Source organism: Arthrobacter sp. 08Y14, from assembly GCF_002929455.1.
GTDB lineage: Bacteria > Actinomycetota > Actinomycetes > Actinomycetales > Micrococcaceae > Arthrobacter_B > Arthrobacter_B sunyaminii.
Genome location: NZ_PJIX01000003.1, coordinates 129948 through 154426, shown reverse-complemented (window position 1 = coordinate 154426; position 24479 = coordinate 129948). Strand labels below are relative to the sequence as shown.

Annotated in this window: 23 protein-coding genes and 1 pseudogene; 7 read left to right on the top strand and 17 right to left on the bottom strand. The window is 65.6% G+C overall.

Annotation, left to right across the window (positions count from 1 at the left end; all coding sequences use genetic code 11):
- Positions 1-11: 11 nt before the first annotated feature.
- From CXR03_RS13120 to CXR03_RS13085, 8 genes are all read right to left on the bottom strand, one after another.
- The gene (locus CXR03_RS13120) at positions 12-2123 is read right to left on the bottom strand and encodes an FAD-dependent oxidoreductase (protein ID WP_219816246.1); all 2112 of its coding nucleotides are present in this window, start codon (positions 2121-2123) and stop codon (positions 12-14) included.
- A 361-nt stretch (positions 2124-2484) separates the two neighbouring features.
- Positions 2485-2916, bottom strand: a complete 432-nt coding sequence (locus CXR03_RS18655; RefSeq protein WP_237685383.1) for a hypothetical protein — start codon at positions 2914-2916, stop codon at positions 2485-2487.
- 5 nt (positions 2917-2921) lie between these two features.
- A complete protein-coding gene (locus CXR03_RS13110) occupies positions 2922-3503 on the bottom strand; it encodes a hypothetical protein (RefSeq protein WP_146070513.1) in 582 nt (193 codons plus the stop codon).
- Entirely contained in the window at positions 3454-4449 is a 996-nt protein-coding gene (locus tag CXR03_RS13105) for a hypothetical protein (RefSeq protein WP_104104233.1), read from the bottom strand. The genes CXR03_RS13110 and CXR03_RS13105 overlap by 50 nt, the downstream gene beginning before the upstream one ends.
- Positions 4446-4943, bottom strand: coding sequence for a hypothetical protein (locus CXR03_RS13100; protein ID WP_104055003.1), 498 nt, complete (start codon positions 4941-4943; stop codon positions 4446-4448). The genes CXR03_RS13105 and CXR03_RS13100 overlap by 4 nt, the downstream gene beginning before the upstream one ends.
- A 102-nt stretch (positions 4944-5045) precedes the next feature.
- Positions 5046-5645: a phosphoesterase PA-phosphatase gene (locus CXR03_RS13095; RefSeq protein ID WP_104104232.1), complete on the bottom strand. Its 600-nt coding sequence runs from the start codon at positions 5643-5645 to the stop codon at positions 5046-5048.
- Positions 5646-5688: 43 nt separating this feature from the next.
- The gene (locus tag CXR03_RS13090; RefSeq protein ID WP_104104231.1) at positions 5689-7032 is read right to left on the bottom strand and encodes a 6-phospho-beta-glucosidase; all 1344 of its coding nucleotides are present in this window, start codon (positions 7030-7032) and stop codon (positions 5689-5691) included.
- Entirely contained in the window at positions 7029-7808 is a 780-nt protein-coding gene (locus CXR03_RS13085) for a DeoR/GlpR family DNA-binding transcription regulator (protein ID WP_104104230.1), read from the bottom strand. The genes CXR03_RS13090 and CXR03_RS13085 overlap by 4 nt, the downstream gene beginning before the upstream one ends.
- Positions 7809-7982: 174 nt before the next feature.
- Here CXR03_RS13085 and CXR03_RS13080 point away from each other — a divergent pair, with 174 nt between their 5' ends.
- From CXR03_RS13080 to CXR03_RS13065, 4 genes are read left to right on the top strand one after another with little or no spacing between them, the layout of a single operon-like run.
- Positions 7983-9062 carry a PfkB family carbohydrate kinase gene (locus CXR03_RS13080; protein ID WP_104104229.1) on the top strand — a complete coding sequence of 360 codons (1080 nt, stop codon included), beginning with the start codon at positions 7983-7985 and terminating at the stop codon, positions 9060-9062.
- A gap of 50 nt (positions 9063-9112) precedes the next feature.
- The gene (locus CXR03_RS13075) at positions 9113-10483 is read left to right on the top strand and encodes an ABC transporter substrate-binding protein (protein ID WP_219816245.1); all 1371 of its coding nucleotides are present in this window, start codon (positions 9113-9115) and stop codon (positions 10481-10483) included.
- Positions 10458-11393, top strand: coding sequence for a carbohydrate ABC transporter permease (locus CXR03_RS13070; protein WP_104104228.1), 936 nt, complete (start codon positions 10458-10460; stop codon positions 11391-11393). The genes CXR03_RS13075 and CXR03_RS13070 overlap by 26 nt, the downstream gene beginning before the upstream one ends.
- The gene (locus tag CXR03_RS13065) at positions 11390-12205 is read left to right on the top strand and encodes a carbohydrate ABC transporter permease (RefSeq protein WP_104104227.1); all 816 of its coding nucleotides are present in this window, start codon (positions 11390-11392) and stop codon (positions 12203-12205) included. The genes CXR03_RS13070 and CXR03_RS13065 overlap by 4 nt, the downstream gene beginning before the upstream one ends.
- A 5-nt stretch (positions 12206-12210) precedes the next feature.
- Here the strand turns inward: CXR03_RS13065 and CXR03_RS13060 are convergent, their stop codons facing one another.
- From CXR03_RS13060 to CXR03_RS13040, 5 genes are all read right to left on the bottom strand, one after another.
- The gene (locus tag CXR03_RS13060; RefSeq protein ID WP_104104226.1) at positions 12211-13419 is read right to left on the bottom strand and encodes an alpha-hydroxy acid oxidase; all 1209 of its coding nucleotides are present in this window, start codon (positions 13417-13419) and stop codon (positions 12211-12213) included.
- 61 nt (positions 13420-13480) lie between these two features.
- Positions 13481-14062 (bottom strand): hypothetical protein, encoded by a 582-nt coding sequence (locus CXR03_RS13055; protein ID WP_146070512.1) that lies wholly within the window; start codon positions 14060-14062, stop codon positions 13481-13483.
- Positions 14063-14235: 173 nt separating this feature from the next.
- Positions 14236-15759 carry a PTS ascorbate transporter subunit IIC gene (locus CXR03_RS13050; RefSeq protein WP_104104224.1) on the bottom strand — a complete coding sequence of 508 codons (1524 nt, stop codon included), beginning with the start codon at positions 15757-15759 and terminating at the stop codon, positions 14236-14238.
- Between the two features lie 56 nt (positions 15760-15815).
- The gene (locus CXR03_RS13045; RefSeq protein ID WP_104054993.1) at positions 15816-16088 is read right to left on the bottom strand and encodes a PTS sugar transporter subunit IIB; all 273 of its coding nucleotides are present in this window, start codon (positions 16086-16088) and stop codon (positions 15816-15818) included.
- Positions 16089-16112: 24 nt separating this feature from the next.
- Positions 16113-16562 carry a PTS sugar transporter subunit IIA gene (locus CXR03_RS13040; protein ID WP_104104223.1) on the bottom strand — a complete coding sequence of 150 codons (450 nt, stop codon included), beginning with the start codon at positions 16560-16562 and terminating at the stop codon, positions 16113-16115.
- Between the two features lie 176 nt (positions 16563-16738).
- Between CXR03_RS13040 and CXR03_RS13035 the strand changes: the two genes are divergently transcribed.
- From CXR03_RS13035 to CXR03_RS13025, 3 genes and pseudogenes are all read left to right on the top strand, one after another.
- Positions 16739-18766, top strand: a complete 2028-nt coding sequence (locus CXR03_RS13035; protein ID WP_219816244.1) for a transketolase — start codon at positions 16739-16741, stop codon at positions 18764-18766.
- 141 nt (positions 18767-18907) lie between these two features.
- Positions 18908-19354, top strand: coding sequence for an HD domain-containing protein (locus CXR03_RS13030; RefSeq protein ID WP_104104653.1), 447 nt, complete (start codon positions 18908-18910; stop codon positions 19352-19354).
- Between the two features lie 38 nt (positions 19355-19392).
- A pseudogene (locus CXR03_RS13025) lies at positions 19393-19515 on the top strand (class II aldolase/adducin family protein); the annotation flags it as partial.
- Between the two features lie 92 nt (positions 19516-19607).
- Here CXR03_RS13025 and CXR03_RS18650 read toward each other — a convergent pair.
- The 4 genes from CXR03_RS18650 to CXR03_RS13000 all read right to left on the bottom strand — a co-directional run bounded on the left by CXR03_RS18650 (position 19608) and on the right by CXR03_RS13000 (position 24391).
- On the bottom strand, positions 19608-20414 hold the full coding sequence (locus CXR03_RS18650; protein WP_258073642.1) for an excalibur calcium-binding domain-containing protein: 807 nt from the start codon (positions 20412-20414) through the stop codon (positions 19608-19610).
- A gap of 146 nt (positions 20415-20560) precedes the next feature.
- Positions 20561-21748 carry an ROK family protein gene (locus CXR03_RS13010; protein ID WP_104104651.1) on the bottom strand — a complete coding sequence of 396 codons (1188 nt, stop codon included), beginning with the start codon at positions 21746-21748 and terminating at the stop codon, positions 20561-20563.
- 55 nt (positions 21749-21803) lie between these two features.
- Positions 21804-22862: an ABC transporter permease gene (locus CXR03_RS13005; RefSeq protein ID WP_104104221.1), complete on the bottom strand. Its 1059-nt coding sequence runs from the start codon at positions 22860-22862 to the stop codon at positions 21804-21806.
- Positions 22859-24391 carry a sugar ABC transporter ATP-binding protein gene (locus CXR03_RS13000; RefSeq protein WP_104104220.1) on the bottom strand — a complete coding sequence of 511 codons (1533 nt, stop codon included), beginning with the start codon at positions 24389-24391 and terminating at the stop codon, positions 22859-22861. The genes CXR03_RS13005 and CXR03_RS13000 overlap by 4 nt, the downstream gene beginning before the upstream one ends.
- Between the last annotated feature and the right edge of the window lie 88 nt (positions 24392-24479).

Genomic DNA, 24479 nt, shown 5'->3' with positions numbered 1-24479 from the left:
GACGGAACCCGTTAGAGCTCGGTGCTGACCTTCCACGAGGAGTGGATGGCGCCGTGGATGTAATTGACTGCGCCGGCGTCACCAACGACGTCGCAGCTGATGTCCGCCGCACGCAGCTCGTCCGCGAGCGGGGCCGCCGACGTCGTGCCGTCCGCGTAGACCACCATGGAGGCGGGTGCGCTGAAGCTCTGCTCCCCCTCGGTCCACTCCACGGTCTTCTCCGTGATGCGGGTGATCTTCACGTTGCGGTGGATCTTGACGCCGTGGTCCTTGGCATCCTTCACCGCGGTCCAGCGGCGCGGCATGGCCAGCGGCAGGCCAAGCTGCTGCGTTTCGTGCAGCAGCGTCACGCTGCGGCCCCGCTCGGCCAGGAATTCTGCCAGCTCCAGGCCCACCAGGGACCCGCCGATAACAACAACGTCCTTGCCCATGGGCAGCCAGAACTTGGTGAACTGGCGGACAAACTCGGGGCTCTTGGTCACGCCGGAAAGGCGGCCAAGCTTACCCAGAGTACTGAGCACCGCGCCGGCTTCCTCCGCCGTGGCTGTACCGAGCATCATGGCGCGCAGCGTGTCACCGGTCTGCACGTTCGGCAGGTCGCCGCCCGGGAAGTCAGGCTTGGGGCGGACGGCGCCGGTGGCCACAATGACGTGGTCCGGGTGCAGGGCGCGGATGGTGTCCACGGTGGCCGGAGTGTTCAGTTTGACCGCAATGTTCAGCCGCTTGATTTCGGACTTGAACCAGCGCAGCAGGCGTTCGTTATCCGGGGTGGTCATGGTGGAAAACCACATGGTGCCGCCCAGCCGGTCAGCCTTGTCAACGATGGTGACGCGGTGGCCGCGTTCGGTCAGGACCCGTGCGGTTTCCAGGCCCGCGGGCCCGGCGCCGACGACGACAACGTGCTTGGTCAGCGAAGCGGGCTTGAGCGGCAGCAGCGCTTCATTGCCCAGGGCGGGGTTGACCGCGCAGAAGGGAGTGTCGTCAAAGAAGTTCTCGGCGACGCAGAGGTAGCAGTTGATGCAGGGACGAACCTGGTCGAACTTGCCGTCACGGATCTTGTTCGGCAGCTCAGGGTCGGCCAGCAGCTGGCGCCCCATGGCGGCGAAGTCGATCTGCCCGGCGGCCAGCGCCTTCTCGGCGACCTTCGGCAGCATCCGGCCGACGGCGATAACCGGCACCTTGACGTGCTTCTTGATCTCCGCGGCGTTCTCCAGGTAGGCGCCCACCTTGTTGGGCAGCGGACCGTCGGTGAAGTTGTCGAACGGGTTCCGTCCCCAGCCGGTGACGTGGATGGCATCCGCGCCGGCCTGCTCAAACAGCTTCGAGGCCTCAATAGCCTCGGGCAGGGTCAGGCCGCCCTCCTGGCCGTATTCCTCGCCGGCAACGCGGACCAGGATGGCCAGCTTATTGCCGACGCGTTCCTTGACGGCGCTGATGACTTCGCATGCCAGACGGGCACGGTTGGCCAGCGGTCCGCCGTATTCGTCCGTGCGCTTGTTGTCGCGCTGGTTCAGGAACACGCCGAGGATGTAGCCGTGGGCTGCGTGGATCTCGATGGCGTCGGCTCCAGCCTTGGCAATGCGCTCGGCGGCATCGGCCCAGGTGGAGACCAGCCAGGAAATGTCCTCAGCGGTCATGTCCCGGTAGATGATCTTCTTGCCGGCCGTGGCGGCACCCATCTTGCCGAGTTCTGTGGGGGTGCTGTCTGCCAGTGCGGACATGTCATAGCTGTAGCCCGGCTGGTTCGGTGCGAGCACCGGACGGTCATTGGCCACGTCCACGCGGGCTACCTTGCCGTGGTGGGTGGACTGGATGCACAGCTTGCTGCCCGCAGCGTGGACGGCGTCGGCCAGCGCTTTGAGCCCGGGAATGTACTTGTCATCCGACAGACCCGGTTCCTTCATGGAAGCCGCGCCATGGGGGAAGGCAATTGCACACGCGCCGGTGATGATCAGGCCGGCGCCACCGGCAGCCCGTGCCACATAGTGGTCAATCTCAGCCTGTTCAATCTCGCCGTGCTCGGAGACGTTCATGTCCATTGCGGGCAGAACGATGCGGTTGTGGGCTTCCATCGGACCGATGGTGCCCGGTGCCATCAGATGGGAAAAGGAATTGAGTTTCACTTTATGAATTCTACTACCCCATCATCGGACGACGGCGACGCCCGGCGGCGCGCCGCGGGTGCGGTCGGGCGTGGATTAGCCCCAGAACGCAGCGAAGCCAGCGGATGAAATCCGCTGGCTTCGCATGCAACATCGCACTGACCCCCCACAGGCAGCAGATGTTCCACTATTAGTGGTCCACCAAGCCTTCAGCTTGGATATGCCCCATAAGCCCAGGCGTGGACGAAGGTGACCCCCCAGTCGACCGCCGTCCCCGCCTGCAGCTATATGGTTCAATCATGTCTCACACATGTGTGAAACATGATTGAACCCTAGCAGGGGACCCCGGTGCGGTCAAAGTTTTTCGAGGAAATTTTGCGGACTACTCGTCCTCGTCCAGGATTTTTGCGATGGCCCTCAGCGCCTCCGGGTCAACGGGGCCCAGGGCGCGGGCGGCAAAGTTGCGGACCTCGGCGCGGCGCATGCTGCGGAGCAGTTCCAGCTCGGCCTCGACCCTCTCCGGCAGCTTTCCGCCTTCCTGCAGCAGGTATTCGGGGTCCACGTCAAAGACCGCGGCAATGGCGCGCAGCGCCTCGTCCGGGACAACCTGCTCCTTTCCGGATTTCAGCAGGGACCACCGGGTACGGGAAAGGTAGTAGCCGGCTTTCTGGGCGCCGTCCCTGATGGCCGGGTAGTCATACGGCTTTCCCGAGTCGGACATGATGACGTCCAAGAGGAGGTTGATCTTTCTGGCGAGCGTCTCGGCTCGTCGGATGCCGGCGGCTCGTTCCGGGGAAAGACCAAAATCGTCCACTTAGTTCAGCTCCAAGTCATTGCTACGAGAAAACAGCAGAAAGTTGCCACTCCCAGTGCTGCGCCTGACAACGCCTCACGCCGGGTGTGTTCGCGCAGCACAACCCGGCTAAACATCATCAACGGCGATAGTATCAACAGCCATGCCCAGGCTCCCCCGAACATTGCCGTAATCCACAGAACGGCGAAGGTCATGACTGACACATGGGCTGACACGTCGAGCCAACGGCGGAAGAACACCAGTCCTACGTTGCCGAGAAGCAAGGCCCCCACGGTCAGCGGAATCGGCGCCTTCAGAGGAATGGCCCAGCAGATAACGGTGCCGAGAAGCATCAGGACCGCCACGATGTTGGTCCGCCAGCTGTCCGGCAGGCCTCGGCGCCGGAACACGGGCTTGGTGCCTTTGTAAATTGCACCGGGAATACCGACGATGCCGGCCACCAGCAGGAACACCCCGCCCACCCCCAGCCCCGCCTTGATTCCTGCCAGGAGCACCAGAATGGTCAGCACCAGAGCCGGCGGCAGTATTTTGGAGCAGCTAGCGGCGAGGGACAGGCGGACGCTGCGCCGATGGACTGTTGTGCTCAATTCTTCTGCCTATCTCATCAATGACTCGGATTTCCTGCGGCGACAGCAGCCCGGGATCCAAGACCCGGATGTCGCCTATGAAAATGAACCAGCGGTACAGCTGGGCCTTGGACGCACGGGCGTCGAGGACAATGTTGGCGGCTCCCATGGACCGGCGGCCTTCAGGTGTCTGCACCAGACGACCCACAATGGGCCTCAGCGCGGCAAGGTCCCTCTCGCAGTCGGTCCGTGCCCGGAAGGTTTGCCGAATGCGTTCGTAGGACGGAAGGATGAAGCCCACCGCAAATCCCACGATCATGAGGGCGAGCAGAACGTGGTATCCGGTGATCAGTTCTTTGTTGTATCTGTCGCCGCCGCCGCTGATCTCCAGGCCGATCTGGATCATTTTGGTGCAGGCCGCCAGGACGCCGGCCATGCACCCGGCACAGAGAATGTCGAAACCGATTCGGAAGGGCCGTGACTCTCCCCGCCGGTTGCGGCGCAGGGTTTCCACGCCTGTGTACCCGGTGATGATGCCAAACCAGGCAAAGAAACTGGCCTGGTATAAAGCCACGGTCGGGATGTCACCGAAGGTGTCCGTGAAACTGGCCGCGGATCCTTCGGTGTCCGAGACAACCAGGAGCACGATCTGCGCCAAGGCAAGGACAATCCCCACGCTGATGAGCACTTTCACGTGGTTCGAACGGCCGGTAACCCGCAGCAGCAGCCGGCTCAGCTCCGTCATGCCCAGTCCCATGAGCAGGTGGACAATGAGGTTGAGCAGATTCCAGCCGCCCAGGAGCCGGTCCACCGCCAGGTACACCGGGTCGATGTTCAGGGTTGCGCCCAGTGCCACCAGGAAAACCGCTGGCAGGATGCCCGGGCGCCAGCCGAAACACAGGCCCAGCAGCCGGATTGCGACCATCACCCAGAGAACGATGATCGGAAGGATTTGCAGGAGCGTCACATGAACGTCCGCTCAAAGTCGCTGGGGCTTTCGCTTCCGTTGGGCAGCAGCGCCAGCGACAGAAGGTAGGCAACGTGCTCGGCGGCCCGCTCGGTCTCGTTCCAGTCCAGGGACCGTGCCAGCATCCGCTTGATGCCCTTGCGGCTGCCAACGTGCTGGAAGACGGACGGCATGGCCGTCTCCACCCCGCCGCACCCCTGGTGGCGCAGGAGAATGTGTCCAAACTCGTGGCACGCGGCGTGGGTGCGGTGCAGCCGGTTGTCGCCGGCGGGCAGCAGGATGATGGACTTTTTGTCCTTCTCAATCCAGAGCCCCGTGACGGCGGGAATGATGGAATGGTCAATGTCGCGCAGTTCAATCGGCTTTCCGTGGGCTTCCGTGACCACTTCCAGCAATTCATCGAAGGTTACGTGTCCGCCCAGGTTCAGGGCCGCGACCGCTGCTTTCGAGGCCGTCCGTTCCCCGCCGTCGGACTTCCTAAAACGCACTGCCATTAATTCCCCATCGTTGTTTCACACGGTGATGCGCGCCTGTGAAGAGACTGGACGTTAGGACTTTATCCCAAAACCGATGTTCCACACCCGGAAAAGCCACCGTCAGGGCAGCAGAAGTGCGGCGGAGAAGGCCACGCATCCGGCCAGATGCCCCGCGAGCACCTGCGTGGGTGTGTGGTCTCCGAGCTTCACCCGGGACCACCCCGTTGCTGATGCCAGCATCAGGGCCAGCGCGGGTCCGAAGACCGGGATGGGCGCCAGCAGCACCAGGCCAACGTAGGCCGCCACTGCGGAATGGACGGACAGCTTCCACACCAGGTTCGCGGCCATGCACAGCATCAGCCCGATAAACACTCCGCCGATTTCCCCAAAGAGCACTGCCGGGGCGTTCAGGAGAACCAGGACCAGCGCACCGATGCCAATGGACACCGCGGACGCGGCCAGGATCGGTGCCCGCTGGGAACGCACTCCCACATGGTGGTCGGTCACGGCACCGCGCCGCTTCAGCCAGAGGATCCCGAGAAAGGGCAGGCCAACGGTGAAACCTGCCGCCACGATGCCCTGCAGCCAGGTCACCCCGGGGCTGAGCAGGGGCTGCAGCAGAAGAAGAATCCCCACCAGTACGGCAGGTGCCGTGGTTTCGGTGACGATGCGGGCCACGGTGGACACACCGGCGGCAGGGATCTGCTGGGTTTGAGGCATCAGTCGATTCTAGGGCAGAGGCCACCACCTGTGTTCCGCCACATCAGTCAAACGCTGCAGCCACCCCCGATATGACCTGCCGGTACGTGTCCAGCAATTTGCGGGCCACGGTGACCGAATCCACCAGCGGATGTGCGGCGAGCGCCCGCCAGGCGAGGACGGGATCGCGGTGCAGCGAGGCGGAAAGGGTCAGCTGTTCCGCGGCCTTGACCTGCTGCAGCAGCCCGAGCATGTCTCCCCGGACCGGCGCCACCTTGCGTGCCGCAACCCCTGCCGCGTCCACGTCGCACACCACCTCGATCACGGCGTCGTCCGGCAGCTCCGCCACGGTGCCCCGGTTGGCGACGTTCAGGATCATGGTTGCCGCACGGCCGTTGGTCAGCCCGCCCATGAGGTCCAGGGCCACGCCCTGGTATCCGCCGCCGTCGACGTCGCTTTCCTGCCGGCCGTTGCGCTCCTCCTCCGGGCGGCTTTCGGCCATGTAGCTGGCCTCCCGTTCATGCTTGGTGCGCTCCCACAGTTCCAGGGCACTGTCAGGGTGCAGATGTGCCTGCCGGTAAAAACCTGCCTGCTGCCGTTCCAGGAACTCGCCGCGGGTTTCGGCGGAGGTGCGGATGCGCTCGGTGGCTTCACGCTGGAAGTAGTAGTAATAGAGGTACTCATTGGGCACCGCCCCCAGGGCACGCACCCAGTCCAAGCCCATCAGCCGGGCTTCTTCCATCTGTCCCAGCGCCGCGTCATTAGCCAGCAGGGCCGGGAGCAGGTCCTCGCCCGCCACCGAGATCCGGCGCAGCCAGCCAAGATGGTTCAGGCCCACGTAGTCAAAGTCCACCGCGTCGGGGGTGGACCCCACGGCGTGCACGGCACGGCGCATCAGCCCGATCGGAGTATCGCAGATGCCGATCACCCGGTCCCCCAGGGATGCCCGCATGGCCTCGGTGACCATGCCCGCGGGATTGGTGAAGTTGATGACCCAGGCGTCCGGGGCCAGCACCGCGGCGCGTTCGGCCAGCCTCCGGGCGGCGGGCAGGGTACGCAGGGCATACGCCAGCCCGCCGGGGCCCACCGTTTCCTGGCCCAGGACGCCCAGGTCCAGGGCCACGCGCTCGTCAGTGATGCGGCCGGCAGCGCCGCCCACCCGCATCGCAGAAAAGATGAAGGCCGCTCCGCGCAGTGCGGCATCCAGGTCGGTTTCCACAGTGATCCGGGGCGGACGCGGGGTGCTTCCGGCCAGCTGCGCCAGGACTGCACGCATGACCTCCAGCCGTTCAGGCGCCGTGTCATAGAGGCACAGCTCGGTGACGCGGGCCGCGGCATCCTCGGCAGCGAGGGCCTCGAAAATCTGCGGCACGCGGAAGCCTCCGCCGCCAATCAGGGTCAGTTTCATACGGTGATGACGTCACTTCCTGCCCGCCGGAACACATCCAGGGTGGGCTGGTGGGAGGAAGCCGCAGTGACCACCGTGGAGACGGCTGCCGCGGCGCAGACCGGCAGGACGCCGGTTCCGGGGAATTTGGTTTCATCAGCCACCAGCACAACATGCGGAGCCGTACCGAGAATGGCCCGTTTGACCGGCACCTCCGTGCCGGTGGTGTCCATGACGGTGCCGTCCGGCTGCACTCCGGACGTGCCCAGGAAGCAGATGGTGGCGCGCAGCCGGTGCAGCGCTTCCTCGGTCAGTGTTCCCACCAGCGAATGGTAGGAACGGCGCAGCACTCCGCCGAGCAGGATCAGTTCGGTGGCCGAATCGCCGCGCAGTTCATCCAGAACGGCAACGCTGGCGGTGATCACGGTGACCGGGCGGCCGCGGAGTTCGCGAGCGATCAGTGCGGTGGTGGTTCCAATGTCCAGGACAACGACATCGCCGTCGCCCACCAGCTGCGCGGCGCGGACGGCGATCCTCTGTTTGGTGGAGGAGGAATGCGCAGCCACCTCATCGAAGGGCACCGCGTCGGGTTCCGGGATGGCTCCTGCACCGGGGTGCTCGACGCCGGTGCCTCCGCCGCGGACCCGGCGCAGCAGGCCCTGCCCGTGAAGAGTGTTCAGGTCCCGCCGGATGGTGGATTCGCTGGCGTCCACCAGCCGGGCAAGGTCCGCCACCGAAGCGCTTCCGGTCTCCCGCACCCGGTGCAGAATGGCGGACCGCCTGCTGTCAGTGAGCATGCAAGCGACCCTAACAGTCAAAATCAGCCAGCTTCAAGCACTTTATTCGTGCTTGTTCTGCACAATTGTGCGTGTTAGCGTCCCAAGGGCAATGCAACATCAGTCACAGCATCCTCCTGCAACCCAGCCGCCACAGATCCCGGTGCAGGACTGAGGACAAGGAAGAGGAACCGGGTGACAACTGCCGGCAGCTCCGAAGCGCAACTGGACCTGTTCCTCACCGGGTCCTTGTTCTTCGACATCGTCTTCACTGGATTGCCCGCCGCCCCCAGGCCCGGAACCGAGGTGTGGGCGGACGGCATGGGCTCGCTCCCCGGCGGCATTGCCAACCTCGCCGTGGCCGCCTCCCGGCTGGGACTGGACACCGGTTTGGCTGCAGGATTCGGTGATGACGCCTACGGCGCGTGGGCCTGGTCACTGCTGGCCGAGCAGGAAAAGATCAACCTCGGCCGTTCCCGCACGTTCCGCGGCTGGCACTCTGCCGTCACCGTGTCACTCTCCTGGCAGGGCGACCGGAGCATGGTGACCCACGGCCACCCCATCCCCGTGACGCAGCGGGAGCTGATCGGTGTTCCCCCGCCCGCCCGCGCCGTCTTTGGCGAACTGGTCCGGCCGGACGGGCAGGAGCCCTGGTGGACGGACTACAGCGCGGGCGAAACCCTGGTCTTCGCGGACGTGGGCTGGGATCCCTCGGGGGCGTGGGACCCGGCAGTGCTTGCGGATCTGCACCTGTGCCATGCCTTCCTGCCCAATGACATTGAAGCCATGGCTTACACCCGCACGGACTCCGCCGAAGATGCCCTGGGGAAGCTCTCCGACCAGGTGCCCCTTGCCGTCGTCACCAAGGGCGCCGCCGGGGCCATTGCCTCCGACGCCTCCACCGGTGAAACGGCCTCCGTGCCGGGCCTGCGCGTCAACGCCTTGGATCCCACCGGTGCAGGCGACGTATTTGCCGCCGCCATGGTGGTGGGCACCCTGGACCAGTGGCCGCTGCGCCAGCGGCTGTTCTTCGCCTCGATGTGTTCAGCCCTGGCCGTGCAGCACTTCGGCGGTTCCCTTGCCGCTCCCGGCTGGGGCGACATCGTGGACTGGTGGAAAGCCGCCAAAGCCAGCGCTTCCCGCGGCGAGGAGGCCGCCGACGTCGTCCGCCGTTACGGCTTCCTGGAGGAGGTCCTGACCGACAAAGCCCAAAACGCCGTCCGCCGCGCGGAGGCAACCTTTGGCCTGCTCACCGAGGTGGAGGCCTTTTCATGAACACCGCATCCCGGCTCATCTTTGGCCGCCTGCCCAGTAAGGAAGATTCCATGACTACTTCCCGCCGTCGCCGACTGGGCATGGGGCTCACTGCCGCCCTGTCCGCCGCTGCCCTGTCCCTCACCGCCTGCACTCCCGGATCGGGCAGTGACGCCCCCGAGGAACGCGACCCCAGCGCCACCATCCAGACCGATGTCACGGCCATGGGCGAGCAGACCCTCACGGTCTGGGACCAGGAGGTGCGCGGCGGCCAGAACGAGCAGATGACCCAGCTCAACGAGGCGTTCATGGCCAAGTACCCCAACATCACCATTGAACGGAATTCGCAGTCCTTCGAGGATCTGGCCACCACGCTGCGGCTGGCGCTCAGCGGTGACGACGCCCCGGACGTGGTCGAGGCCAACAACGGCCGCAACGCCATGGGTGCCTTTGTGGCCGCGGGGCAGCTGCTGCCGCTTGATCCCTGGGCCGGGTTATACGGCTGGGAGGACCGCTATCCGGCGAGCGTGCTGCAGTATTCGCAGTACAGCGAGGACGGCAAGACCTTCGGCAGCGGCAGCCTGTACGGGCTGCCGCAGGTGGGCGAAGTGGTGGGCGTTTTCTACAGCAAGTCCAAACTGGCCGAGCTGGGCCTGGACGTGCCCGAGGACTGGGCGGGTTTTGAAGCGGCGATGGAAACCGCCAAGGACGCCGGCGAGACGCCGATGCTGCTGGGCAACATTGAGAAGTGGCCGGCGCTGCACGTGTTCGGACCGGTGCAGGGATCCATGGTGTCCACGGAGGACGTGCAGAAGCTGGGCTTCGGCAACGCCGGCGCGTCCTGGACCACGCCGGAAAACGAGGCCGCCGCGCAGAAACTGGCCGACTGGCAGTCCAAGGGATATTTCAACGACGGCGTGAACGGCACCGACTACGACGCCGCGTGGCAGTCACTCGCCGCCGGTGACGGCGTGTTCCTCATGGGAGGTTCGTGGCTGGCCGCGGACCTGCAGGACGCCATGGGCGATGACGTTGGATTCTTTGTCCCCGCCGATGCCGCCGGTGAAGCGCCCAAGACCACCGGCGGCACCGGGCTGCCGTTCACCGTCACCAGTGAATCCGAGAACCCGGACCTTGCCGCGGCATACATCAACTTCATCACCAGCGACGAGGCCATGGCCATCCTGGCCGAAACGGGCAACCTGCCCGTCATTGACACGCAGAAGTACGCCCCGGAGTCGGGTGTGCTGCAGGACGTCTATTCCGAGTTCGGGTCCGTCAGCGCCGACGGCGCGCTGCTCCCCTATCTGGACTACGCCACCCCCACCATGGCGGACACCATGGGCGAGGCGCTCCAGGGCGTAGTGGACGGCAGGATTTCCCCGCAGGAATTCACCCAGGCCCTGGAAACGGATTATGCCGACTTCACTAACGCGGGCTGAGGGTACGACGGCGGCGGCCGGCCGGGGAGGTAAGTCCCGGACCGGCCGCGGCGGGCGCTGGTACGTGCCGTACCTGTTTGTCCTGCCCGCGTTCCTCGTCTACGCAGCGTTCATGCTCTATCCGCTGGGCCGGGCGGCGCATCTGTCCCTGTTCGACTGGGACGGACTCACGCTGGCCACCTTTGTGGGCTTGGAGAATTACACGGACATTCTCTCCGACGACCGGCTGCGCGCCGCCTTTGGCCACGCGCTGGTGTTCATCTTCTTCTACGCCGTTCTGCCCGTCTGCCTGGGCCTGGTGCTCGCGGCGGTCCTGACCCGGGCAAAGGTGCACGGTTTGTCCGTGTTCCGCACCATCGTGTTCCTGCCCCAGGTCATTGCCATGGTGGTGGTGGCCGTGGCGTGGCGGCAAATTTACGCTCCCGACGGCACCCTGAACACCTTTCTGCGGTTTGTGGGGCTGGAGGCCCTGACCCGCCCCTGGCTGGGCGATTACACCTTCTCGCTTCCCGCCGTCGGGCTCATTGGGACCTGGGTGTCCACCGGTTTGGTGACGGTGCTGCTGCTGGCGGGAATGGCGCGCATTCCGGTGGAGCAGTTTGAGTCCGCCCGGCTGGACGGCGCCGGAGCGGTGCGGGAGTTTTTCGCCATCATCGTGCCGTCGGTGCGGGCGGAAATCACCGTAGCCCTGACCCTGACCATTGTGGCCTCGCTCAAGACCTTCGACCTGATCTACGTGACCACCAGCGGCGGACCCGGCAGTTCCACCACCGTGCCCAGCTATGAGGTGTACCGGCGGGCCTTTGAGCTGGGCGAGGTGGGATCCGCAGCCGCCGTGGGCGTCACCCTGACCGTCCTGATTTTTGCCATTACCGCGGTTGTGAACCGGATCGGAGAGCGGAACCCGTGAAGGTCAGCAGCACTGAACGCTTCCTCAACTATGCCGTCCTGATTGTCTTTTCCCTGCTGGTCCTGGCGCCCATGCTGACCATCCTGGCGGAAGCCTTCGGCCCCCGGGATGCCGCGGCGGGCCGGGAGGGAGCCTTTCATCCCGGCAACTTCCTGACGGCCTGGGAAGAGGGCCGCTTCGGGCAGTACATGGGGACCTCGGTCCTGGTGGCTGTCATTGTGGTGTCCCTGACCGTGGTGCTCTCCGTACTGGCCGGTTATGCCTTCGGCACCATGACGTTCCGCGGCAGCCAGGCCCTGTTCTACCTGTTCCTGCTGGGCATCATGGTGCCGGCCGAAGCCATAGTGGTTCCACTCTTCTTCGACCTGCGGGCCCTGGGCCTGACCGATACGGTGTGGGCGGTGGCCATGCCGCAGGTGGCGCAGTCGGTGGCCTTCGGGACGTACTGGATGCGCACCTACTTCCGCGGCGTCAGCCCGGCGATCGTGGACGCGGCCCGGATGGACGGCGCCTCCCCGGGACGCATCCTGTGGTCCATCCTGATGCCCATGGGCCGGCCGGCAATCACCACCATGGTGGTGCTCGTGTTCATGTGGACCTGGAACGAGTTCCTGATTCCCCTGGTCATGTCCCCCACCGGCGCGTTCCGCACGGCTCCGCTGGGCCTGGCGTTTTTCCAGGGCCAGTACACGCAGGGCACCGCCCTGCTGGCAGCCGGTGCCGTGCTGGTGGCGCTGCCCGTGGTGGTGCTCTACTTCATCCTGCAGCGGCACTTCATCAAGGGCATGCTGGAAGGTGCGGTCAAGGAGTAAGGCGTTTAGACCCGGCGCACATGCTCCGGCGTCAGCTCGGCCAAGCTGGTGACCCCGAGCAGCTGCATCACCGTCGTCATCTCGGTGCGCAGCAGCTCCAGCGTCCGTTCGGCGCCCTGCCGGCCGCCGGCCATCAGCCCGTACAGGTAGGCGCGGCCGATCAGTGTGAAGTCAGCCCCGGCGGCGATCGCGGCCACGATGTCGCCGCCGGACATGATGCCCGAGTCCAGAATGATCTCGGCGTCGGGCCCGACGGCGGCGCGGATGTCGGGCAGGATCCGCAGCGGCACCGGGGCCCGGTCCAGCTGCCGGCCGCCGTGGTTGGACACCACAATGGCGTCGGCGCCGCGGGCGAAGGATTCCACCGCGTCCTGCGGTGACTGGATGCCCTTGACGATCAGTTTTCCGGGCCAGGTCTCGCGCAGCCATCCCAGGTCATCGAAGTTCAGTGAGGGCTCAAACATGGTGTTGACGGTCTCTGCCAGGGAGACCCGCTCGCCCTCGAAGTTCGCGAAACCCAGCGGTTTGGTGGTGAGGAAGTTGAACCACCACTCGGGCCGGTAGGACGCGTCCAGGACGGTCTTGGGCGTGAGGGTGGGCGGCATGGTCATGCCGTTGCGGGTGTCCCGCAGCCGGGCGCCGGCCACCGGAGTGTCCACCGTGACGATCAGGGCGCCGTAGCCGGCGGCTGCGGCACGGTCCACCAGTTCCCGGGACCGGCCACGGTCCTTCCAGAGGTAGAGCTGGAACCATTTGGCGGCGTCGGGTACTTCCGCCTCCAGCTCCTCGATTGAGGCTGTGCCCATGGTGGACAGTGCAAAGGGCACCCCGAACGCTGCGGCGGCCTGGGCTCCGCCGATTTCACCTTCGGTGTGCATGAGCCGGGTCAGGCCGGTGGGCCCGATGCCCACGGGCAGCGCCGACTCCGTGCCGGCGATCTTGGTGCGCAGGTCCACGCTGGTGACGTCGCGCAGCACGTGCGGAACAAATTCGACGTCATCGAACGCGGCGCGGTTGCGGTTCAGGGCGTGCTCGCCGAACGAGCCGCCGTCCACGTAGTCGAAGGCTGCCGCGGGAATCCGCCGCTTGGCGATGTCGCGCAGTTCCCAGACATTGGTGGCTTTCGCCAGCCGTGCCCGCCGCCGGTCCAGATCAAAGGGTTTGAACTGGACCAGGTCTCGGAGTTCTTTGTACTGGGGAATTCTGCGTTTCATGGCTGCTGCTCCTCACATGCGGAAAGGCCAGCGTAAGCATGACGGGCGTGCAGGACCATATTCATTTCGTCTGTGTTGCGGCGTCCTCAAGCGGGTGCGGCAACGGGTCCAAGCCGGTGGTGGTTTCGGTCAGCAGTCCGTCCGGATCCCTCATCCATTCCCTCCCGTTGGTGTCCGTGAAGGTGAGAGTCGCGCGGTACCGGCGCCCGCCCATAATCGGTTCGGTTTGGGCGTCGCTCTGAAGCCATTCGAGAAAAGGCCCGTTTCCGGCGAAATAGCGGCCGGGCGCCAGCACAGCTGCACGCGCAGCAATCTCCTCCACTAGTGCGCCGCTGGCTGCCTGCCCCGCTGCACGGACAACTTTGACCTCGTAAATGGGGGCTGACGACGGATTGACGATTTCCAGACCCCATTCCCCCTTGCCGTTGCCGCGGCGCAGGCTTACGGGCCAGGACCCCACCCCCTCTGCCGCCTTCTTCGCACCTTCCATTTGTTCGCGCTGATCCCGATCGCGCTCCAGTTCCATCAACTCGCGGGCCTGCGCCAACGCGCGGTTTGAATACAGCGTTTGAAACGCAACAAATATCAACGCCCCCATGGTGCCCATTCCGGACATGATTTCTGCCGCGTCTACCCAATTCATTTTTTCCCCCTGACATTGACGCCTTGCCACGCTCTGGCCGATCAAGGGGACTATAGGCAGTGCTGGCCCCGGTGCCCAGAGTGGCACCACGCACCAAAAGCGGCCCTTGGCTACGCAGATCCTGTTCGGATTCCGCATAGCCAACGGCCGCTTTTTTGCTGATATTTCCTTGTCTACACGTCCTTCTCTTTGTCGGCATCATCCTTGGCGGCAGCTTTGGCGGCATCGGCACGTGCTTTCTCGGCTGCTTTTTCTTCCTCAAGCCATTTGTCGCGGTTGGCCCCGGGAACCCAGCCCGCATCCACAACCTTGCGTTGGTAGATGCTCGCAGCGACCACGAGCACCAACGCGATCAGGACGGTGAGGACAATTCCGCCTGCTGTCCCGGTCCGGAGGCTGAGCCCGATGATGGTTCCAAACCAGCCGAAGTCCGCATCGCCGAAGGTGCTGTTCGCGAAACCGAATTCGCCGAGCACCTGGAGCAGGATTGCGGGCAGGATCGTGATGATGACCCCGTTGATGAAGCCGCCGGCCATCGCACCGCGGCGTCCGCCGGTGGCGTTGCCGTAAACGCCGGCGCCACCTCCGGTGAAGAAGTGGGGCACCATGCCGGGAAGAATCAGGGCGAGCCCAAAGACCGGGTTGAGCCAAACGGCCAGGAGTCCGAGGGCAACCAGACCGCCGGCGAATGAACTGAGGAACCCGATCAGTACAGCGTTCTGACCGAACGGAAAGACAATGGGGATGTCCAGGGCCGCCTTGGCACCGGGGACAACTTTATTGGCGATTCCCTGGAACGCCGGAACCAGCTCGCCCAAAACGGTGCGCACACCGTAAAGAATGATGGCTACGCCCACACCGAACTGAAGTGCCAAACCAAATCCGGCCATGATGAAAGCGCCGGCATCGGCAACGTCAAAGATGGCCAGTGCTTCCTCGCGGGGAAGGGTGATCAAACCCCAAATGGAAAAGACGAGGTAGATCAGAACCATGGAGAGGGCTGTTGCCACCATGGAATCCCGGAGGAACCGTAAGCCCTGCGGGAATTTGATGTCCTCAGTCGATTTGCTGCGGCGGCCCACCGCCTGGCCTGCGGCACCGGCCGCAATGTATCCGAGAGTTCCGAAGTGTCCGATGGCGATGGTGTCATTACCGGTAACTTTTTTGGTCCAGGGATGGACAAAGGCCGGCATCACCACCATGACAACGCCCAGGAGAAACGCTCCGATGATCACCACCAGCCAGCTCAGGCCTTCACCCAGGCCGACCGACAGCACCACGGTGAGCATGGTGGCCATAAAAACCATGTGGTGTCCCGTGAGGAAGACGTATTTCAGCGGCGTGAACCGGGCCAGCAACAGCATCACCAAAAAACCAAGCGTCAGGACATAGGCGCTCTGGGCACCGAAGTCCTCCTGGGCAATAGCCGTGATGACCTCGTTGGTGGGAATGACACCCTGCGCACCGGTTACCGCGAGGATGAGCGTGCCGAGGGGATCCAGGGAGTTCGTCACCACCGTTGCCCCCGCACCGAGGATCAGGAAGCCCAATGCGGCTTTCAGCGCCCCTCCCACCACCTGGCCGGAGTTGCGGCGCAGTGCGATCAGGCCGATAGCGGTGATGATGCCAATGAGATAGGCGGGAACATTAAGAATTTGTTGCCCGATGAAGTTCAGAATGGTGACAAGCCAGTCCATCGTGGGCACTCCTTTTTTTGTGGCAGAAGACGCCTTTTAGGTGGCAGCGAACGCGGTTACTCGATGGCTGCTGAGAGTTTCTCTTTGATCTCGTCCATGTCGACGAAGTTGTCGATAATGATCACTTTGGCCGGGACCTCCCCGATCTCCCCTGCGAGCTCATCACTCGTCAGGACGATGTCCGCGGACTGGGCTGCGCCCCTGGCAACACCGATGTCGGCGGCTTCGACGTCGCCCTCCACGCCCAGGTCCCGCAGGACCTGTTCCGCGTTCATCTTCAGCAGCACCGAGGTTCCGATGCCCATGCCGCAAACGGCAACTATTTTCATGGGGTGCCTTTCCATCGAGAGCGATTAGTTGGTGTCCAAACTCTTCAGCAGGTCCCGCACTTCCGTTTCCGTGGTCGCCGCTTCCAGCTTGCCGCGGAGTTCCTTGTTGGCAAGGACCCCGGCGAGCGCCTTGAGAACTTCAATGTGTGCGGTGTGATCCGTGGCGGCCAAGCCAATCACCAGGGTCACCGGGTCATTCTTCGCGTGGCCAAAGTTGACCGGATCCTTGAGGCTTACCCAGCTCAGCCCGCCCTTCAGGACAGCGTCGGAGGGCCGCGCATGGGCAAGGGCTATGCCGGGAGCAATGACGATGTACGGACCGTGTTCTTCAACTGCTGCGATCATCTGGTCGGTGTAGTCCCCCGTGGTGACTCCGGCCGCAACAAGTCCATCGCCCGCCAGGCGAATCGCGTCCCGCCAGTCGGCTGCGGGCGCCTTGAGGTTGATGGAAAACAGTGAATTTTCGAGGTTCATGGCCACGGTGAATCCTTAGGAAACTGGGAGGTCCTGATCCATGCATCGTTCTTCACCGTGCCACCGTGACGAAGCGTTGTCTATGGAACTCAGAACAAGTGAGCCTTCGCCCCCAAAAAACCCCGGGTCTCAGCACCCCGTTGACTTATGTCCGGCTGCGGCGCCACAGTGACGGTGTGACTGAGAACCGCTTGCCTGAACAGTCCGGGTTCGATTTTTCCCTGGATCAGAGGGCGGTCGCAGCTGCCCAGGCCATCCCCGCTCACTTGGTGCAGGAAAAGGGACACGGGCACGCCGGAACCGCCATGGCGATGGCCCCGTTGTCCCATGTCTTGTTCTCCAGGGTCCTGCGCCACTGTCCCGCACACCCGGACTGGCCGGCCAGGGACCGCTTTGTCCTGTCCGCCGGACATGCGAGCCTCCTGCTGTACATCCAGCTTTTCTTTACGGGTTACGGGCTGACGCTGGCCGATCTGGCCGCCGGGCGTTCCCTGGGATCGAAGACTCCGGGGCACCCGGAGGTTCACCACACGCCCGGCGTCGAAATGAGCACCGGGCCGCTGGGGCAGGGCGTGGCCTCCGCCGTCGGCATGGCAGCGGCCGCACGCCATGAACAGGCGGTGTTCACTCCCGGTTCCGACCTTCTGGAGCACACCGTTTGGACGCTTGCCGGCGACGGCTGCCTGCAGGAGGGCATATCGGCCGAAGCCTCGAGCCTCGCCGGCACCCTGGGCCTGGACAACCTGGTGATGATCTGGGACGACAACGGCGTGACCATCGACTCCCCCACGAGCGAAACGTTCTCCGAAGATGTCCGTGCCCGCTACGCGTCATACAACTGGCGGGTTCTCGAGATTGACGACATCACCGATCTCGACGCCGTGGAAGCCGTGCTTCGACAGGCCGCCGAGAGGACCGGGCGGCCCACCTTTGTCGCCGTTAAGACGGTTATCGGTGCTCCCTCCCGCAAGTTTGGCGGCACGCCTGCCGCCCACTCCGGCGGGTTCGGCGCCGACGAAGTGGCGGAGGTGAAGAAAACACTGGGGTATGCCCCCGACGCCGGCCTCAAGGACCTGGTCGACGACGAGTTGCTGCGGCACACCCGCAGGGCCACTAACCGCGGAGCCCACCAGTATTCCGAGTGGGAACGCGCCTACGGTCAGTGGGCGGCGGAGCACCCGGGCGACGCCGAGCGGTGGACCAGGTTCCGCGCCGGTGAAGTCGATGCATCGGCGCTGTCAGAGGTTTCAACGGGCAATCAAGGCGACCTCATCGCCACCCGGACCACCAACGGTGAAGTTCTCCAGGCTCTGCGGTCCACTGCAGCTCTCTGGGGCGGTTCGGCGGATCTGAGCGGTTCCACCAGCGTGGCCGTTCCCGGCGAACCGTTCTCCGCGCAGAACCCGTCCGGTGAGTTCATCCGCTTCGGTGTTCGGGAACATGCCATGGCGGCTGCTCTGAGCGGCATTGCCCTGCACGGACCGTGGCGGCCCTTTGGCTCCACCTACCTCGTGTTCAGCGACTACATGCGTCCCAGCATTCGCCTCGCGGCGCTGATGGGGCTGGGGGTGATTTACGTTTTCTCCCATGACTCCGTGGCGGTGGGCGAAGACGGGCCGACGCACCAGCCCGTGGAACAGCTCGCCTCGCTGCGGGCCGTCCCCGGGCTGGATGTGGTCCGGCCTGCAGACTCAGTGGAAGTTCTCGCCGTGTGGAAACGCATCCTTGCGTCTGCGGACCGGCCGGTGGCACTTGCCCTGAGCCGGCAGAAGCTTCCCGTTCTGCCGTTCGCCCTGGCGGCCGACGACGGCGCCGGCCGGGGCGGATATGTTCGCTGGCAGAACGGCGGCGGGGAGGATCTGGCGTTCATCGCCACGGGCAGCGAAGTCTCCCTCGCCGTCGAGGCCGCGCAGGTCCTTGAAGGCGAGGGGATTCATTCGCGCGTTGTGTCCATGCCCTGTGTTGAATGGTTCAGCGAGCAGGACCCGGACTACCGCCAGCATGTCCTCCCAGCGGCGCTGACAGCCCGGGTGACGGTCGAAGCCGGTCGCGGCGATGCCTGGTACCGGTGGGCGGGCAGCAGCGGCCGGGTGGTTTCCATCGACCGGTTCGGGGAGTCCGGCTCCGGCAGCGAAATTCTGCAACTTCGCGGCATCCATCTGGACAACGTTCTTGCGGCGGCCCGGGACACCCTGCGGAGGTAAGCCCCGTCCGGGGATTAGTAAGGCCGATGCACGCAGACGCAGACGGGATGTCGGCGGCAAGGGTTATGGTCAGCTCAGGACCAACAGCTCTCAGGGACATCCCGGAACGCCGTGGCATCCGCGGCAGAAAGTGAGGCATTCATGCGTGATCTGGTGACCGAGGCCAAGGACGTTGCCACCCTGGCCCACAAGGGACAGGTGGATAAAGCCGGGTCTCCTTACATTGGACATCCCGGACGGGTGGCTGGCCACGTCACCCGTCACGCCGCCGTCGAGGATGTGGAAGCGGCGCAGGCGGTCGCGTGGCTGCATGACGTTGTCGAGGACACCCCGGTCACCCTGGATGACTTGGCCCGGCAGTTCCCGGCCGATGTTGTTGCTGCCGTCGATGCCATGACGAAGCGGGCCGAGGAGGACCGGGATGCCTACTATCGGCGGGTGCGGGCCAACCGCATCGCGCGGGCAGTCAAGCAGGCCGATCTGGACGACAACACGGACCCCGCCCGGACAGCCCGGCTCGATTCGGACACCCGTCAGCGGCTGGCCGCCAAGTACGACCACGCCCGCAGCGTGCTGTCCGGCAACTGACCGCCGGCAGCGTTACCGGACAGCGTTACCGGGCAGCGGCCGCCGCCGCCTACGTGTACCGGCACATGGACCACATCGGCGGCGTGGTGCACACCCATTCCACCTACGCCACCGCGTGGGCTGCCCGCGGGGAAGCCATTCCCTGCGTGCTCACCATGATGGGAGCGCCTACGGGCAGCACTAGTGGTGGTTTGACGACGACGGCGGCACCCTGCCGCGGTCGTCGTACCTCCTTAACTACTCTCAGGCGGCACTACTCGCAGGCGACGCCGTCACCGTCGCGGTCCAGGTGCGAACCGTATCCCGGCTGTCCGGCGTAGACCGGAGCGGCTCCGGCTGCCCGCGCGGCGGAGCAGTTCGGGTAGTAGGCGGCCGGTGCGGGAGGTGCGGGAGCGGGAACAGCCGGAGCCGGAGCGGGTTCCGGCACCGCCTGCTGGCGTGCCTGTTCCTCTGCCTGCCGCTGTGCCTCCGCCGCCGCCGCCTCGTCCGTGATCCGTTGCTGTTCAGCGGCCGCAGCGGCTTCGTCCGCGGCCTTCCGGTCCGCGGCTTCCTTGCGCACGGCAAGGATCTTGGTGGAGCTGTCTTCATCCATCCAGAGGAGCACGCCGTTGTCGTTTTCAGTGCAGACATACACCACGGCCGCGGACGTGGGCGTGGGCGTGGCGGACGGTGAGGCCCATGTGGTCGTTGGTGACGGCGACGGAGACGCCTTTGTCGAGGGCGTCGCTGCAGCCGTCGACGAGGACGGTGTCGGAGTGGGGGTTGGGGTGGCGCTCTCGTTCTGCGTCCGGGTGGCGCCGGCCGTTGTGCAGGTCTTGTTGGCAATCTGCGTGGGCGTGGGCGTGGGCGTGGGTGTGGGTGTCGGCGTCGGGGAAACGCTCGTCTTGGAGGGGGTGGGTGAGGCGGCGGCTGCCGGTTCGGCGTCGCCGCCCCCGCAGCCGGACAGAACAACCACGGTGCTGAGCGCCAGTGCCCCGAGCGAGAGCACCCGGGAACGGGCGGAAGGTCCGTTGCCGGGTGTCATCGTTGACGCGGTGCGGATGGTCGGCAAAACAGGCATAGATCCCCCATGGACAAAACAAACGAAGATGGATGCGAATGCATCGACCCACAGGCTACAGCAATGACGGACCAGCGGCGGTTATGTGACTGCGCACCGCCATAACCGGTCAATAGCCGGCCTCGGCCGCAGCGAGTTCGCCCCGGCTACCCCACCCTGGCGGCAAGCATCCCGTCCACGCTTTCGGGCGAGAGCGCGTGGTGCAGGGCCAGCATGCCGGCACCCAGCATCCCGGCGTCGAGCCCGGAGGCGGACTGGACAATTTGCAGGTGCTGGGTGGCCAGCGGCATGCTGCGCGAATACACCGCTTCCCGCACCCCGGCAATGAAGTGCTCGCCGGTGAGTGCCATGGACCCGCCGATCACGATCACCGCAGGATTCATCATGCTCAGGCAGGCGGAGAGCACCTCGCCCACGTCGCGGCCGGCCTGCCGCACCGCATGGATGGCCTCGCGGTTTCCCTGGTTGACCAGCAGCACGACGTCGCGGCTCCCCTCCGCCTCGCAGCCGGCGGCCCGCAGCTTTAACGCCACCGCCGGACCGGAGGCCAGCGCCTCCAGACAGCCGAAGTTTCCGCATCGGCACAGCTGCTCGTCGCCGCCGGACACGCGGATGTGGCCGATGTCCCCGGCCACTCCGTCCGCGCCGCGCAGCAGTTCACCGTTGCAGATAATGCCGGCGCCGATGCCGGTGGCCACCTTCACGAAGATCAGGTTTTCGACGTCGGGCCAGGCCGCTTCCCGCTCCCCCATGGACATCACGTTCACGTCGTTGTCCACGAGCACCGGCACGCCAAAGTGTTGGTGCAGGTAGCCGGGCACGTCGAAACCGTGCCAGCCGGGCATGATCGGCGGATTGATCGGGCGGCCGGTGCTGTGTTCCACCGGCCCGGGTAGCCCCACCCCCACGGCCAGCAGGTCACCGGCGGCCCGGCCGGTTTCCGCCAGCAGCGCGGTGCCCAGCTCCACCACGGCGTCGAGCACGGTTTGGGGGCCGGCACTGACCAGCAGCCCGTCCCGGAGCGTGTCGGCGAGGCAGGCTCCGGACAAATCGGTCAGTCCCACCCGCAGGTGCGAGGCGCCGATGTCCACTCCAAGGACCACCCGCGTTTCGGTCTGCAGCGCCACCCGCGCCGAGGGCCGCCCGCCGGTGGAAACGGCGTCGTCCACCGGGGCCACCAGCCCGAGTTCCATCAGCGCATCCAGCCGCAGTGCCACCGTGGAACGGGCCGCGCCCACCAGATCGGCCAGCTCGCTGCGGGTGCGGGGCTGCCCGTCGCGCAGCAGCTGAAACAGTTCGCTGGCGCCGGCCGAAGCAGACGCGGTTTTCCTTATATCGACCACTGAGCAATTGAAGCACAGTGGCCGCCGTTACTCCGTCGGCCGCACCTCACAGCGCACCCTTGCGGCGGGTGCCGCGCACGGCAAACCGCTGCTGCAGCAGCACCGCCACCACAATGATCGCCCCCTTAGCCACCTGCTGCACCGAGGTGTCCAGGTTGTTCTGCGTGAAGACGTTGATGAGGATGCTGAACAGCAGCACGCCCAGGATAGTGCCCACGATGGTGCCGCGTCCGCCGACCAGCAGGGTACCGCCCACCACGACGGCGGCGATCGCGTCCAGCTCGAACAGCAGACCGTGCGTGGACGTGCCGGCGGTGGTGCGGCCCAGCATCATGACCCCGGCGATGCCGACGGTGGTGCCGGAGAGCACGTACAGCCACACGATGTGCCGCTTCACCTTGATGCCGGCCAGCCGGGCTGCCTCCAGGTTGCCGCCGATGGCCACGGTGCGGCGGCCGAACGTGGTGCGGTTGAGCAGGAACCATCCGGCCGCGGCAACCACCGCAAAGATCCAGATCAGCAGCGGCACGCCCAGGAAGTTCGAGCGCATCACGGCCAGGAAGTCCCGCTCGATGACAATCTGCGTGCGCCGCCCGGAGATTAGTTCCGCGGCGCCGCGGGCAGCGACCAGCATGGCCAGGGTGGCGATGAACGCCACCACGTTGCCGTAGGCAATGATTACTCCGTTGATCAGCCCGGCGAACATCCCAACGCCGAGGGCCACCGCCACCATCAGCAGCCAACTGGTCTCCCCGGCGGCGCGCTGCACCGCGGTCAGCGACGCGACCACGGTGGTCAGGCCCATCACTGAGCCCACCGAGAGGTCGATGCCGCCGGCGGTGATGACAAACGTCATCCCCACGCAAATCACCCCGGTGATCGAGGCGAAGCGCAGGATGGTGAGCAGGTTATCCACGTTCAAGAACCGGTCACCGCTAGTCACCGCACCCACCACACACAGCAGCAGAAGCGCGACCACCAGCCCGAGGTTGCGCCCGGCGGAACCGCCCAGCCAAGTCCGCACCGGGTTCGGGCGGGGGGCCGCGGCGGCGTTGGCGCCGTCGGCCGGGGGCGGCTGGACCGCCGTCGTCTTGGACTCACTCACTGCGCGTTTCCTTTCAGCACGAGGTCAAGCACGGCGTGCTCGTCCAGTTCGGTGGCGTTGCCGGTGGCGAGAGCCCGGCCGGCGTCCAGCACCAGCACCCGGTCCGCCAGCCCGAGCACCTCCTCCAGTTCGCTGGACACCACCACCACGGCCACGCCGTCGGCGGCCAGGGCGCGGATCAGCGCGTAGATCTCGGATTTGGCGCCAACGTCGACGCCGCGGGTGGGCTCATCGAGCAGCAGCACGCGGGTGCCGTGCAGCAGCCAGCGGGCCAGCAGGACCTTTTGCTGGTTGCCGCCGGAAAGGGTGCGGGCCAGGCGGTCCGGATCCACCGGGCTCACCTGCAGGGCCACGGCCTGTTCCCGGGCCGCGGCTTTCTCCCGCCGTTCCTTCAGCACGCCGCGGACGGCGAACCGGGGAAAGGTGGACAGGGTGATGTTCTTGTAGATGGGCTCTTCCAGCAGCAGGCCCTGACTCTTCCGCTCTTCCGGGGAGAGCCCCATGCCGGCGTCGACGGCGGCCCGCACCGAACCGGGACGCAGCGTTTTGCCCTGCACGGCCACCGTGCCGGCGGTGGCCCGTCGTGCACCGTAAATGGTTTCCAGGATCTCGGAGCGGCCGGATCCCACCAGCCCGGCCAGTCCAAAGATCTCCCCGGCCCGGACGTCAAAACTGATGTCCGCGAAGGAACCGGCCAGTCCCAGGTCCCTGACCTCCAGCACCACGGGCGCGGCATCGGGCACCGGCACCCGCGGCGGAAAGGCGTGGGCGACGTCGCGGCCGGTCATTAGCTTCACCAGGTCGGCGCGGGTGGCGGCCGCCACCGGCAGCGAGGAGGCGGTGCTGGTGCCGTCCTTGATCACCGAAATGCGGTCCCCGATCTGCCGGATTTCCTCCAGCCGGTGCGAGATGTAGACAATCGCGATGCCCTGGGCGGTGAGTTCCCGGATGACGCGGAACAGGTTGGCCACTTCACCGGCGTCAAGGATGGCGCTGGGTTCGTCCATGATGATCAGCCGGGCATTGCGGGACAGGGCCCGGGCCAGGCTGACGATCTGCTTGCCCGCAGCGGAGAGCCCGCCCACCTCGGCCGAGGGCGAGAGGTCCGAATGCCCCAGCCTGGCCAGCAGTTCCCGGGTCCGCTGCCGGGCGTCGCGCACCCGCAGCACTCCGGCCCGGGCATCCTCGTGGCCCAGGAAAATGTTCTCCGTGATGGTCAGCCCGTCCACCACATCCAGTTCCTGGTACATGGTGGCAATGCCCAGCTCCAGTGCCGCCGTCGGGCTGGCCAGCCGGACCGCCTCGCCGTTCCACCGGATCTCTCCTGAGTCCGGCTGGTGCACGCCGGAGAGGGCCTTGATGAGCGTAGATTTTCCGGCACCGTTCTGGCCCAGCACGCAGTGCACCTCGCCGGGCAGCACCTGCAGGTCCACTCCCTTGAGCGCGCGGACGCCGGCGAAGCTCTTGCTCAGGTTCCGCACTTCGAGCAGCGGCGGCGAGTCTGCTGAAGACGGGCTGGAGGCGGTCATGGGACGGAGCTTACACACTTATGTCGATTACCAGTAGTATCTTGGCGCTTTATCGCCAGCCTTCTGTTACTGTGACGCAGGTCACCAC

What these genes read in the sequence shown, in the direction of transcription:
- CXR03_RS13100 (WP_104055003.1), bottom strand. Translation starts at nt 4,943, where the DNA reads ATGGCAGTGCGTTTTAGGAAGTCCGACGGCGGGGAACGGACGGCCTCG.
- CXR03_RS13095 (WP_104104232.1), bottom strand. Translation starts at nt 5,645, where the DNA reads ATGCCTCAAACCCAGCAGATCCCTGCCGCCGGTGTGTCCACCGTGGCC.
- CXR03_RS13090 (WP_104104231.1), bottom strand. Translation starts at nt 7,032, where the DNA reads ATGAAACTGACCCTGATTGGCGGCGGAGGCTTCCGCGTGCCGCAGATT.
- CXR03_RS13085 (WP_104104230.1), bottom strand. Translation starts at nt 7,808, where the DNA reads ATGCTCACTGACAGCAGGCGGTCCGCCATTCTGCACCGGGTGCGGGAG.
- CXR03_RS13075 (WP_219816245.1), top strand. Translation starts at nt 9,113, where the DNA reads ATGACTACTTCCCGCCGTCGCCGACTGGGCATGGGGCTCACTGCCGCC.
- CXR03_RS13070 (WP_104104228.1), top strand. Translation starts at nt 10,458, where the DNA reads ATGCCGACTTCACTAACGCGGGCTGAGGGTACGACGGCGGCGGCCGGC.
- CXR03_RS13060 (WP_104104226.1), bottom strand. Translation starts at nt 13,419, where the DNA reads ATGAAACGCAGAATTCCCCAGTACAAAGAACTCCGAGACCTGGTCCAG.
- CXR03_RS13055 (WP_146070512.1), bottom strand. Translation starts at nt 14,062, where the DNA reads ATGAATTGGGTAGACGCGGCAGAAATCATGTCCGGAATGGGCACCATG.
- CXR03_RS13050 (WP_104104224.1), bottom strand. Translation starts at nt 15,759, where the DNA reads ATGGACTGGCTTGTCACCATTCTGAACTTCATCGGGCAACAAATTCTT.
- CXR03_RS13045 (WP_104054993.1), bottom strand. Translation starts at nt 16,088, where the DNA reads ATGAAAATAGTTGCCGTTTGCGGCATGGGCATCGGAACCTCGGTGCTG.
- CXR03_RS13040 (WP_104104223.1), bottom strand. Translation starts at nt 16,562, where the DNA reads ATGAACCTCGAAAATTCACTGTTTTCCATCAACCTCAAGGCGCCCGCA.
- CXR03_RS13030 (WP_104104653.1), top strand. Translation starts at nt 18,908, where the DNA reads ATGCGTGATCTGGTGACCGAGGCCAAGGACGTTGCCACCCTGGCCCAC.
- CXR03_RS18650 (WP_258073642.1), bottom strand. Translation starts at nt 20,414, where the DNA reads ATGCCTGTTTTGCCGACCATCCGCACCGCGTCAACGATGACACCCGGC.
- CXR03_RS13000 (WP_104104220.1), bottom strand. Translation starts at nt 24,391, where the DNA reads ATGACCGCCTCCAGCCCGTCTTCAGCAGACTCGCCGCCGCTGCTCGAA.